Origin of the sequence: Aeromonas sp. 1HA1 (assembly GCF_029237385.1) — a bacterium.
Lineage (GTDB): Bacteria > Pseudomonadota > Gammaproteobacteria > Enterobacterales > Aeromonadaceae > Aeromonas > Aeromonas popoffii.
In genome coordinates this window covers 27,804-40,521 of record NZ_JAACGC010000004.1, presented here as the reverse complement: position 1 = coordinate 40,521, position 12,718 = coordinate 27,804, and the positions used below count along the sequence as shown (strand labels likewise).

9 protein-coding genes are annotated in these 12,718 nt (G+C 60.9%); 4 read left to right on the top strand and 5 right to left on the bottom strand.

What is annotated here, in order from left to right:
* Nucleotides 1–92 precede the first annotated feature (92 nt).
* From mglC to GWQ22_RS02175, 5 genes are all read right to left on the bottom strand, one after another.
* Nucleotides 93–1,103 (bottom strand): galactose/methyl galactoside ABC transporter permease MglC, encoded by a 1,011-nt coding sequence (gene mglC / locus GWQ22_RS02195; RefSeq protein WP_017412477.1) that lies wholly within the window; start codon nucleotides 1,101–1,103, stop codon nucleotides 93–95.
* 16 nt (nucleotides 1,104–1,119) lie between these two features.
* Complete coding sequence (gene mglA / locus GWQ22_RS02190) at nucleotides 1,120–2,640, bottom strand: galactose/methyl galactoside ABC transporter ATP-binding protein MglA (protein WP_275929344.1); 1,521 nt, start codon at nucleotides 2,638–2,640, stop codon at nucleotides 1,120–1,122.
* A 53-nt stretch (nucleotides 2,641–2,693) separates the two neighbouring features.
* The gene (gene mglB / locus GWQ22_RS02185; RefSeq protein WP_042035948.1) at nucleotides 2,694–3,680 is read right to left on the bottom strand and encodes a galactose/glucose ABC transporter substrate-binding protein MglB; all 987 of its coding nucleotides are present in this window, start codon (nucleotides 3,678–3,680) and stop codon (nucleotides 2,694–2,696) included.
* 235 nt (nucleotides 3,681–3,915) lie between these two features.
* Nucleotides 3,916–6,987 (bottom strand): beta-galactosidase, encoded by a 3,072-nt coding sequence (locus GWQ22_RS02180; protein ID WP_275929343.1) that lies wholly within the window; start codon nucleotides 6,985–6,987, stop codon nucleotides 3,916–3,918.
* Between the two features lie 190 nt (nucleotides 6,988–7,177).
* Entirely contained in the window at nucleotides 7,178–8,185 is a 1,008-nt protein-coding gene (locus tag GWQ22_RS02175) for a substrate-binding domain-containing protein (protein ID WP_275929342.1), read from the bottom strand.
* A gap of 202 nt (nucleotides 8,186–8,387) precedes the next feature.
* Here GWQ22_RS02175 and galE point away from each other — a divergent pair, with 202 nt between their 5' ends.
* From galE to galM, 4 genes are all read left to right on the top strand, one after another.
* Nucleotides 8,388–9,401: a UDP-glucose 4-epimerase GalE gene (gene galE, locus GWQ22_RS02170; protein ID WP_275929341.1), complete on the top strand. Its 1,014-nt coding sequence runs from the start codon at nucleotides 8,388–8,390 to the stop codon at nucleotides 9,399–9,401.
* A gap of 82 nt (nucleotides 9,402–9,483) precedes the next feature.
* Complete coding sequence (locus GWQ22_RS02165; RefSeq protein WP_275929379.1) at nucleotides 9,484–10,542, top strand: UDP-glucose--hexose-1-phosphate uridylyltransferase; 1,059 nt, start codon at nucleotides 9,484–9,486, stop codon at nucleotides 10,540–10,542.
* Entirely contained in the window at nucleotides 10,539–11,687 is a 1,149-nt protein-coding gene (gene galK / locus GWQ22_RS02160) for a galactokinase (protein ID WP_275929340.1), read from the top strand. Before GWQ22_RS02165 ends, galK begins: the two co-directional genes overlap by 4 nt.
* Complete coding sequence (gene galM / locus GWQ22_RS02155; RefSeq protein WP_275929339.1) at nucleotides 11,684–12,709, top strand: galactose-1-epimerase; 1,026 nt, start codon at nucleotides 11,684–11,686, stop codon at nucleotides 12,707–12,709. The genes galK and galM overlap by 4 nt, the downstream gene beginning before the upstream one ends.
* Nucleotides 12,710–12,718: the final 9 nt, after the last annotated feature.

Here is a 12,718-nt window from a genome sequence, read left to right as displayed (position 1 = left end):
TGTCCAGTCTCAGCAAGAGGTCAATCTCGACCTGAATGGCATGGGCCCCTCTAGAAGAGAGGGCTGGCAATGCCAACCCTCCCTGCCAATCGTTATTTCTTCTTGGCGTACTTCATGGAGTCCAGCGCGACCGCCAGAATGATGATGCCGCCCTTGATGATGAACTGCCAGTAAGGGCTGACCCCGATATAGGTCAAACCGTAGTTGATCAGGGTAAAGATAAGTACGCCGGTAATCACACCCGCGACTGTCCCTACCCCGCCAGCAAACGATACCCCGCCCACCACGCAGGCCGCGATGGCATCAAGCTCGTACATGAAGCCGAGGTTATTGGTGGCACTGCCCACACGGCCCGCCTCCAGCATGCCACCAAAGGCGTAGAAGACCCCTGCCAGGGCATAGATCATCACCAGATTGACCGCCACGTTGACGCCGGAGACCTTGGCCGCCTCGGGGTTGCCACCGATGGCGAAGATGTTTTTGCCAAAGCGGGTCTTGTTCCACAGCACCCAGACAAAGACGCTGGCGATGGCTGCATAGAAGGTGAGATACGAGAGCTTGAATCCTCCTATCCGGATAAATCCCTGGGCGAAGCTGGAGAAGCGGGGATCAAACCCGGCCACCGGCGAGGCGCCCACCGAGTCAAAGTAGAGGGAGTTGATACCGTAAACGATGATCATGGTGCCCAGGGTGGTTATGAACGGGGTCACGTTCAGGTAAGCCACGATGAGGCCGTTAACCAGCCCGATCAGCGCCCCCACGGCACACACCAGCAGGATCACCACCGGAATGGGCACCTCCCCCAGACTGGGGAACACCTTGTTGACGTTGGTCAGCGCCTGCAGCATGGTCGCCGCAATCAGCGCCGCCAGACCGACCTGACGACCGGCCGAGAGATCCGTCCCCTGGGTGATGATGATGCCCGCCACCCCCAGCGCTATGATGACTCGCACCGAGGACTGGGTCAGGATGTTGCTGAAGTTGGTGAGGCTCAGGAAGGAGGGCTCCTGGATCACGATGACCATGAGCAGTACCAGCAACACCAAGTAGATGGCGTTTTCCTTTAGCGCCTGCATCAGATTGAAATTTTTAGCCGACTCCATAAATGTCTTCCTGTCTCTAGAGGTACAGAGATGCCAGGCGCAGTATCTCGCTCTGGTCAGTTTCTTTGGTATTGACGATCCCGGCGACCCGGCCATTGCTCATCACCATGATGCGGTCGGTGATCCCCAGCAGTTCGGGCATTTCAGACGAGATGATGATGATCCCCTTCTCCTTCTTCGCCAGCTCCAGGATCAGCTGGTAGATCTCGAACTTGGCCCCCACGTCGATGCCGCGGGTGGGCTCGTCGAGCATCAGGATCTCCGGCTGGGTCAGCAGCCAGCGACCGATGATCACCTTCTGCTGGTTGCCCCCGGAGAGAGAACCGATCTGGGTCTGCTGGGTCGGCGTCTTGACCCGCATGGAGTCGATAACCCACTGGGTATCGCTCTTCATCTTGTTGTCGCTGAGCAGCCCCATGGAACCTTTGTAGCTGTCCATGTTGGCAATCAGGGAGTTGAAGGCGATGTCGAGACGCGAATATATACCGGTGGAGCGACGCTCTTCCGTCACCAGCGCAAAGCCGTTGCGAATCGCTTCGTGGGCATTGTGGTTGGCCACCTCTTTGCCGTGCAGCTTGATGCTGCCCTGGCTGCGATCGCGAATGCCGAACAGGGTCTCGACGATATCGGTGCGCTTGGCCCCGACCAACCCGGCGATGCCGAGGATCTCCCCCTTGTGCAGGTTGAAGGTCACGTCCTTAATGGAGGGCTGGTTCTTAGCCGTCAGGTGTTCGATCTCGAGGATCACCTCTTGCGGCTGGTTGGTCTTTTCCGGGAAACGCTGGGTCAGCTCACGACCAACCATCATGCCGATGATCTGATCCATGGTCATCCCCTTGAGCGGTTGGGTTGCCACCCACTGGCCATCCCGTAATATGGTGATCTCGTCACAGAGCTGGAAGATCTCCTCCATCTTGTGAGAGATGTAGACGATGCCGCACCCCTTGTCCTTCAACTTGTTGATGATTTTGAAGAGGTGGTTCACCTCTTTCTCGGTCAGGGAGGAGGTAGGCTCGTCCATGATGACGATCTTGGCGTCATAGGAGAATGCCTTGGCGATCTCGATCATCTGCATCTGGGAGACCGACAGGGTCGCGACCTTCACCTTGGGATCGATGTCGATGTCGAGTTCATCGAAGATGCGCTTGGTGTCGTCATACATCTTGCCGTGGTCGATAAACCACCCCTTGGTGGGGTAGCGGCCGAGCCACATGTTGTCCATCACAGTACGCTGCAACACCAGGTTGAGCTCCTGATGCACCATGGAGACGCCATTTTCCAGCGCCTGCTTGGAGGAGCTGAAGTTGATCTCCTGCCCCTTGAAGAAGATTTTGCCCTGATCCTTCTCGTAAATGCCGAACAGGCACTTGAGCAGTGTGGATTTTCCCGCTCCGTTCTCGCCCATCAACGCATGCACAGAATGAGGACGGACCCGTAAATTGACATTATCGAGTGCCTTGACGCCGGGAAAGCTCTTACTGACGTCAATCATCTCCAACAGCCATTCTGATTGTTGCTGTGTTGTCATATCAGCCATCACATCTGGTTGAAAAAAGGGCAAGGGGATCGCCCTTGCCCTGGAGGAGGGAATTACTCGAATTGAGACAGGTTGTCTTTATCCACACCGACGTAGGCAACACGCACGACCTTGTCGACGATATTCCACTTGGTGCCTTCACCGGCCGGTTTGCCTTCAGCCAGGTTCTTGGTCAGCTCGAAGGTGGCTTTGGCCTGGTTGGCCGCATCGTTCAGCACTGTACCCGCCATGGCACCGCTCTTGACCATGGCCAGCGCTTCCGGCAGTGCATCAACGCCGAACACCGGGATGGCACTCTTGCCCTGCGCTTTCAGTGACTCGACCGCGCCCATTGCCATGCCGTCGTTGTTGGCGATGACCACTTCAATCTTGTTAGCGTTGGGGCCGGAGATCCAGGCATCCATCTTGTCTTTCGCCATGGCGGTATCCCACATACCGGTATCCATGTGCAGCTGCTGAGTCTTGACGCCGCCATCGTTCAGGGTCTTGACCACGTAGGAGGTACGGGCTTCCGCATCCGGGTGACCCGGCTCACCTTTCAGCAGCACAAACTGGATCACGCCATCCTTGTTCAGATCCCACTCCGGATGAGCTTGCCAGTGTTTGGCAATCAGCTGACCCTGGATGATTCCTGACTCCTTGGAGTCGGTCCCCACGTAGTAAGCCTTCTCATAGCTGGCCAGATCGGCAGCACTCGGCTCCTTGTTGTAGAACACCACGGGCACATCTTCGCCACGGGCCTTCTCAATCACGACAGGGGCCGCAGCCGGGTCAACCAGGTTGATAGCCAGCGCCTTCACGCCCTTGGCCAGCAGCACGTCTATCTGGTCGTTCTGCTTGGACTGGTCGTTCTGGGAGTCATTCATCAGCAGCTCAACCCCGGGGTTGGCAGCCGCTTCCTTCTCGATCGCCTTGCGTACCACCGCCATGAAGTTGTCGTCGTACTTATAGACGGTCACCCCGATACGGGTCTCGGCATGGGCAGTGGCTCCTGCCATCAGGCTCATCAGCACGGCGGCAATTGTCGTGATTTTTTTCATTGTTATGCTCCGATCTCTCTATCTGTTTTTGTAGGGAATGCTGTGCGCCAATTGAGCTGGCGCCAGCCTTAATGTAATCAATTTGTTGTGCAATGCTCTGTGACCCTGACAACAAAATGAAAACGATTACAATTTGTTACGTGGCAACAAAAAAACTAAATATCATATGGTTATGAGCAATGAATCTCCATTGAGGCTTAACCGCCACCTCAGTCGACCCACCCATGGCTCAGATTCAGCGTAGAACACAGTTCCAATAGTAGCCGCCTGGCTGTAACCAATATTCCGGTCGCACGCTCTGACTCCAGGAGTCGTCGCCACCAATCCCCATATGGAAGCCATCGAGGCAGAGATACAGGCCGCCCTCGGCCACCAGATCTGTCTGGTGACGGGCCAGGGCCAGCTGCTGCTGGCTGTAGCGGCTGACGCTGAAATGGAACTGCCCTTCGACCACGAGATCCCCCAGTTGTAGTTGGCGGGTATCACAGCGCAGTCCGTTGTCAGTCGGGAAGACATAAGGGGTATGCAGGGCCGCCAGCGGCAACTGCCAGCGACCGAGATCGGCGCCGAGCAGGCGATCCGGATAGTTCTCGTGAGGACCCAGCCCCAGCCAGCTCACCTCTGCCACCTCGTCGACCACCCAAAGCAAGGCGCCGATGCGGGGCAGTGACGGCATGCCGGCCGCGACCTCGACGGCTATGGTAAGCGCCATGGCACCGTCTGCACCGAAGTCGTGCTGCCAGCGGGTCGACAGTTTGAGCACCCCCTGGACAAAGTAACCGTGCCTGACCAGCACGCGGCCATGATGGGGATCCACCTCCAGCCCAAGACAACGATGCTCCAGATCGTTGAGTCCGGCGCCTTGCCAGCGGGCAATCCAGGCGTTGGGATCTATGTGATCCGCCTCGCTGGCGCCTATGTCGTTGTCGAGCGGCGCACGATAGAAGTGATCGGCGATGGCATCTTGCAGTCGTTCGCGGCCATGTTTCTGCCAACTGCGTATGCGGCCGCTGGTTTTGTCCAGTTGCCACTCACTGCCAGCCGCGCAGACAAGCCAATGATCCGGCTGCTCGTTTATCGCGGCGGGGTTACACGCCGCCGGTATCGCCATAGGCGTTGGCAGCATAAATTGCTGGCGCGCCACCTCATGCTCAGGCTCGGCCCAGGCCGTGGCTGCGGGTTGCACTATGGCCAGATCCAGCCAGGCGAGGAAGCCCGCCGCAAAGGCGGGCAGCGTCCCGGTCAGGGTCAACTCGACCACCCCTTGCGGCGCCAACATGAGGGAGAGCTCCCCCTGCTGCATCACATGGCCGTTCTCGCACAGCTGCCAGCAAAGCCGTTCGTTATCGGTGGCGCGGAACAGGTATTCGCTCTCGATCCGCACCCGCAGCGGGGTGTGCTGGAGCAGGCTGAAGCGGAACGGCTGCTGGGCCCGTTTCGCCTCGCACAGGGCGGGATGGGGGGTGCGATCCGGGAACAGCAGGCCGTTGCAGCAAAACTGGCGATCATTGGGCTGGTCGCCGAAGTCACCGCCGTAGGCCCAGTAGTGACGGCCATCGTCGGTCTGCTTGTCGAGCCCCTGATCCATCCAATCCCACACGAAACCGCCCTGTAGCCTGGGATGATCGCGAAACGCCTGCCAGTAGTGGGCATAGCCCCCCAGGCTGTTGCCCATGGCATGGGCGTATTCGCAGAGGATCAGCGGACGGGTCTCGTCCGGCAGGCCGATCCACTTGGCCAGCGCCCACTTTGGCACGGCCGGAAAGGGCTGATCCTGATGGGTGCGCGCATACATAGGGCAGATGATGTCGGTGGCCGCAGTATCGGCGCCGCCCCCCTCGTACTGCACCGGACGGCTCGGGTCGCTGCCCTTGACCCAGCCATACATGGCATCGTGGGCCGGGCCATAGCCCGACTCGTTACCCAGCGACCAGATGATGATCGAGGGGTGGTTGAAGTCGCGCGCCACCATGCGGGTCGCCCGCTCCAGAAAGGCATTGCTCCAGGCCGGATCCCGCGCCAGCCGCCCCATGGGGGTCATGCCGTGGGTCTCCAGATTCGCCTCGTCCACCACGTAGAGGCCGAGCCGATCGCAAAGGCGGTAAAACTCCGGATGGTTGGGGTAATGGGAGCAGCGCACCGCGTTGAAGTTGTGCTGTTTCAGCAGCCGCAGATCCCGCGCCATGGTGGCGGGGGTCACCACGTGGCCCTGGGCCGCATCGTGTTCGTGGCGGTTGGCACCACGGATCAGCAGAGGCAGGCCATTGACTCGCAGCAGACCGCCTTTGATCTCCACGGCCCGAAAGCCCACATCATAGGCCTCGCTCTCGATGGGCTCGCCCTGCTCGCCGAGCAAGGTCAGGGTCAGCCGGTAGAGGTGGGGTGTCTCGGCGCTCCACTTGCGAGGGGCCGTGACCGCCAGCCACAACTCGCTGCGATCCTCATAGGCCCCCTTCTCGTCGATGGTTATGGTTGAGGTACCAAGCCGCTGGCGCAGGTTGGCCACCCGCTCTGTGCCGTCGTAGAGGCTGACCTCCACCGACAGATCCATTGCGTTGGCGGCCTGCAGCGCGATCTTGAGACCTGCATCCCGATAGCAATCATCCAGCACGGGTGTCAGCCGCACATCCATCAGGTGGCGATCGGGTTTGTGCAGCAGACTGACGGAACGGAAGATACCACTCAGGCGCCACATGTCCTGATCCTCCAGATAGGAGCCATCGGACCAGCGCAACACCAACACAGCCAGCCGGTTGCGGCTGGCCTGCAGAAAGGGGCTGAGATCGAATTCGGCGGGCAGCCGGCTGTCCTGGGAGTAGCCTACCCAGTGGCCGTTGCAGAACAGGTAGAAGGCGCTGTCGACCCCGTCGAAGATGATGCGGGTCTGGCCGCTGGCCAGCCAGTCGGCGGGCAACTCGAACTCGCGAGAGTAGCAGCCGGTCGGATTGGCAGCAGGCACCCTGGGCGGATCGCAGGGGAAGGGGTACTTGATGTTGGTGTAGATGGGGCTGTCCGTGAGCGGACGCGATGCCGGGTAGGCGGCATCCAGCTGCCAGTTGCCCGGCACCGTAATGGGGCAGGCATCCGCCAGATCCTGCGCCAGCCAGCCTTCGGGCACCAGCTCGGGTGCGGCAAAGAAAGAGAAGCGCCACTCGCCATCGAGCAAGAGACGGGAGGAAGAAGCCAGATCATCCCTGGCATCCGCTTCGCTGCGCCAGCTGAACATGGGGGTATGGGCAGCCAGCCGGTTTACCGACGTAATGGCCTGGGTCTGCCAATCCTGACGTGCCACTATCTCCCTGAGCATTCACTCTCTCCCTGCTGATTGGAAAACCTCTTCAGTCTAGAGAAGTATGACGCAGGGAACGGCGATCTCGCTCACACACATGTAAACGATTACACCAATTTTGTTAAGTAAAACGGAGTAAAAATGATTAAAAACCAGGTAAAAAAATAAACGCGCATAACACGACCTCGAACGAGGCCGTGTCTGATCGCTATCCGGCCCGAACCGGTGCGACCGAGTGGCGATTGATCAGCGTGGGGGTATAAATCCGGCTCTGGGTCGCCTCACTCTCCCCCGCCGCCAGCTGAATAGCCAGCTTGGCAGCCTGGGCAGCCATCAGCTCGATGGGATAGCGCATGGTGGATAGCTTGGGTCTCAGGTATCTGGCATAGATGATGTCATCGAAGCCCACCACAGAGACCTCCTCCGGCACCTTGAGGCCATTATCCGCCAGCACCGAGATGGCGCCGGCCGCCATGGCATCGTTATAGGCCACTACGGCGGTCACCCTGAGCCCCTTGGCCAACAGGTTGAGCATGGCGCGCTCGCCCCCCTCCTCGCTCGGTGTGCCGCTCTCGATCAGCTCCGGATTTGCTGCCAGACCCGCCTCCATCAACCCGTCCTGATAGCCCTCCAGACGCAAGGTGGCATCCTCAATGGCGTGATCCGAGCTGATAAACGCGATATGGCGATGGCCCAGATCGATCAGATGACGGGTCGCCGTAGCGGCCCCCAGCCGGTTGTTAAGGGCGATGCAGCGTCCCTTGAGGGCAGGAATATCGCGGTTGATCAGCACCATGCCGGGCACCCGCATGGCGTAGTCGATAAGCTCCTCGTCGCTCAGCGCCTTGCTGTGCACCACCAGCGCCTCGCAGCGCTTGCCGATCAGCAGCTCGATGGATTCCCGCTCTTGTTGCGCCCTGTGAAAACCATTACCCATCAACAGGTGCAACCCCTGCCCCACCGCAATCGCCGCCACCCCCTTGATCAGGGCGCCGAAGAAGGGATCCGCCACGTCACCGACCACCACGCCCATGGTGTCACAGGTCTGGCTCACCAGTGCCCGCGCGTTGGCGTTGGGGGTATAACCCAGCTCGGCCATGGCCTTCTGCACCACCTCGCGAGAAGCGGCGCTGGCCTTGGGAGAGTTGTTCATCACCCGTGAAACCGTTGCCACCGACACATTGGCCAAACGGGCGACATCCTTGATGGTGCTCATGCTGTTTTCACTTATTTCACTGTGCAATAGCGCACCATTATACCCAGCAAACCTATTGAAAACAGGGGTGAAGCGCATATCTGCTACCAGAATAATCTCAAAAATAATGTAATCGTTTACACTGTTTTGCAAGCAAGCTCACAGTTTGGTCGCCACCCCCTCGGCTAGACTCCTTTCAGACACTTTTTCAGTGGAGAGCAAGATGAACGTTCTGGTCACCGGCGGTTGCGGATATATCGGCAGCCACACCTGTCTGGCCTTGCAGGCAGCGGGAATGAAACCCGTTGTGGTGGATAGCCTCTGCAATAGCAAGGCGGGCGTACTGGCTCGCATCGCCGCCATCAGCGGCCAGCAACCCGTCTTCTATCAAGGGGATATTCGCGATGCCGTCCTGCTGGATCGGATCTTTGCCGAACAACAGATCGACGCAGTGATCCATTTTGCCGCTCTGAAAGCCGTCGGTGAGTCGACCCGTATTCCGCTGGACTACTACGAGAACAACCTGAGCGGCACCCTCACCCTGTTGCAGGCGATGAAACGTGCCGGGGTCGACAGCCTGGTGTTCAGCTCGTCAGCCACCGTCTATGGCGATCCGGCCAGCACGCCCATCCGGGAGGACTTCCCGCGCAGCGCCACCAATCCCTACGGGCGATCCAAGCTGATCATCGAGGAGATCCTCGAGGATCTGCAGCAGGCTGAACCCCATTGGAGCATGACGCTGCTGCGCTACTTCAACCCGGTCGGCGCCCATAGCTCCGGCTCCCTGGGGGAAGATCCTCAGGGCATACCCAACAATCTGATGCCCTTCCTGACCCAGGTCGCCATCGGCCGCCGCGCCTCTCTCTCTGTCTTTGGAAACGATTACCCCACCGTCGATGGCACCGGGGTGCGGGACTACATCCACGTGATGGATCTCGCCGAGGGACACGTCAAAGCGCTGCAACATTGCGCCCGGCAGGGGGGCATACACGTCTACAACCTGGGCACAGGTCAGGGCCAGAGCGTGTTGCAAATGGTCGCCGCGTTCGAAGCCGCCTCCGGTCGGCCGCTGCCCTATCGCATTGAACCCAGGCGCCCCGGCGACATCGCCGAGTGCTGGGCCGATCCCGCCAAGGCAGAGCGCGAGCTGGGCTGGCGGGCCAGTCGGGATCTCGCAACCATGTGCGCCGACAGCTGGCGCTGGCAGTCCGCCAATCCGCAGGGGTACGAGGCGTGAACATGCCCAGTGCCACTCGCCCTCCTTCGTCCGCCCGGCAGGCGGCTAATCTATCCATTTCATCAAATAATGAGGAGTGATGATGTTCAACCCGGTTGATCACCCCCACCGTCGTTTCAACCCACTGACCGGTCAATACGTGCTGGTCTCCCCCCACAGGGCCAAGCGCCCATGGCAGGGCCAGGTAGAGAAGATAAGTCAGGCGCCGAATTACTCCCATGATCCGGATTGCTTCCTCTGCGCAGGCAACCAGCGCGTCACCGGCGACAAGAACCCGGACTATCAGGGCACCTTCGTCTTCACCAACGACTTCGCCGCCCTGATGCAGGACACGCCGCCCGCCCATGGCGACCAGGATCCCCTGCTGAAACTGGAGGCCGCCCGCGGCACCAGCCGGGTCATCTGTTTCTCGCCCGATCACGGCAAGACACTGCCCGAGCTGCCGCTGCCCGCCATAGAGGCCGTGATCACCACCTGGATGGAACAGGTGGCCGAGCTGTCGAGCCAGTGGCAATGGGTGCAAGTGTTTGAAAACAAGGGCGCCGTCATGGGCTGCTCCAACCCCCACCCTCACGGCCAGTTGTGGGGCAGCGATTTTCTGCCCAACGAAATCGCCCGCGAAGAGCAGCACCAGCGTGACTGGCTGGCCGAGCATGGCCGCCCGCTGCTGGTCGAATATGTGGAGCGGGAGCTGGTGGATCGTACCCGCATCGTCGTGGAAACCGAACACTGGCTGGCAGTCGTTCCCTTCTGGGCCGCCTGGCCGTTCGAAACCCTGCTGCTGCCCAAGACCCATGTGCCCTCCCTGCTCGGCCTCACCCCCGAGCTGCAGCAGGATCTGGCGGTGGCACTCAAGGAGCTCACCAGCCGTTACGACAACCTGTTCGAGTGCAGCTTTCCCTACTCCATGGGTTGGCACTTCGCGCCGCCGCACTCCGACTGCCCGGAAGCCTGGCAGCTGCACGCCCACTTCTATCCGCCCCTGCTGCGCTCCGCCACGGTGCGCAAGTTCATGGTGGGTTTCGAGATGCTGGCAGAAGCCCAGCGCGACCTCACACCGGAGCAAGCTGCAGAACGGCTGCGTGCCCTGAACCCGATTCACTACAACCAGACCAGCCAAGCCAATGAGGAAACCCTATGACCCCCAGCCAACACGTCAGCACCGTTTTTGCAGAGCAGTTTGGGCAGCAACCCGACCTGCTGGTGCGTGCCCCCGGCCGCGTCAACCTCATCGGCGAGCACACTGACTACAACGACGGTTTCGTGCTGCCCTGCGCCATCGACTTCGAAACCTGCGTCGCCATCGGCCTGCGGGATGACAGCCTGGTGCACGTGATCGCCGCCGATTATGGCAACCAGCACGACCTGTTCGATCTTAACCACCCCATCACCCATCATGCCGAGCAGCGCTGGAGCGACTACATCCGCGGCGTGGTGAAATACCTGCAGGTGCGCGGCCATGCGCTGCGCGGCCTCAACCTGGTGGTCTCGGGCAACGTGCCGCAGGGCACCGGCCTGTCGTCGTCCGCCTCGCTGGAAGTGGCCATAGGCCAGGCCTTCAAGGAGGCGCTGGGGCTCGACATCAGCCAGGCCGAGATAGCGCTCAATGGCCAGCAGGCGGAGAACCAGTTCGTCGGCTGCAACTGCGGCATCATGGATCAGATGATCTCCGCCAGCGGCAAGCAGGATCATGCCCTGCTGCTCGACTGCCGCTCGCTCCAGACCCGTCTCATCCCCATGCCCCCCGATCTGGCGGTGCTGATCGTCAACTCCAACGTGTGGCGCGGTCTGGTGGACAGCGAATACAACACCCGCCGTCAGCAGTGTGAAACCGCCGCCCGCCACTACGGGGTCAAGGCGCTGCGCGACCTCGACATGGCCGCGCTGGAAGCGGGCAAGGCCGGGCTGGATGAGGTCTGCTACCGCCGCGCTCGCCACGTGGTGGGCGAAAACGCCCGCACCCTGGCCGCCGCCGATGCGCTGGAGTACGGCGATCTGGTGCGCCTCGGCGAACTGATGGCCGAGTCCCACGCTGCCATGCGCGATGACTTCGAGATCACAGTGCCCCCCATCGACGGTCTGGTGGAGATCATCAAGGCCAAGCTTGGCCGCGAAGGCGGTGTGCGGATGACGGGCGGCGGCTTCGGTGGCTGCGTGGTTGCCCTGCTACGCCCGGCGCAGGTGGCCGAGGTGATTGCCGCCGTCGACGCCGAGTATCCGGCCCGCTTCGGTCTCAAGGCCGATAGCTATGTCTGCCGCGCCAGTTCAGGGGCAGGCAAGTTATGAGCGGCGCCATGACCCCATTCGATCTGGAAAACGAAGAGGGGCTGCGCCTGCGCGGCCTCGATTTTGGCGCCACCCTCACCTCCCTCACCCTGCCGGTAGCGGGCAAGCACCGCGAGGTGCTGCTGGGCTGCGCCGAAGCAGCCTATCCTGCGCAGCAAGCGTGGCTGGGCGCAGTCGCCGGGCGTTTTGCTAACCGCATTGGCGGCGCCAAACTGGTGCGCGATGGCCAGCACTGGCCGCTGGATGCCAATCAGGCGCCCCACTGCCTGCACGGCGGACGGGAGGGGTTTCATCGCCAGCGCTGGAACATCAAGGAGCTGGAGGCTGATAGGGTCAGACTCGTCCTGCTGTCAAAGGCGGGCGATCAGGGTTTCCCCGGCAACGTGCGGGTGACGCTGGAGTACCGGCTGGAGCAGTGCGATCTGGTGGTCGATTTCAGGGCCAGCACGGATGCACCGACCCCGGTCAGTCTCACCAGTCATGCCTACTTCAACCTGGATGGGGGCGGCGATGTACGCGAGCACACCATCAGCCTCAACGCCGATCGCTTTTTGCCAACCGATGAGAGCGGTCTGCCGCTGGCCATTACGCCGGTGGAAGGCCCCTTCGATCTGCGCGCCCAGCGCCCAATAGGCCAGGATTGGCTGAGCCATCCCCAGCAACAGCAGGCCAGGGGGTACGATCACGCCTTCCTGCTCAACCAGCTACGGCATGACAGCCGAGAGATCCCCTCTTTACCGCTCGCTGACCCTGAGCATACCTGGGCCGCACGAGTGATCTCCGGCGATCGGCAGCTGGCGATGGAGGTCTACACCAACCAGCCTTCGCTGCAGTTTTACACCGGCAACTGGCTGGCCAATACGCCGAGCCGCAACGACCAGCCGTATCGGGATTACGACGGCTTCTGCCTGGAGGCGCAGCAGTTACCGGACAGCCCCAACCGGCCCGAGCTCGGCAATCCCTGGCTGCTGCCGGGACACTACTACCACCACCAGACCCGCTACCGTTTTATCCGCAACTGAGATCGGCCG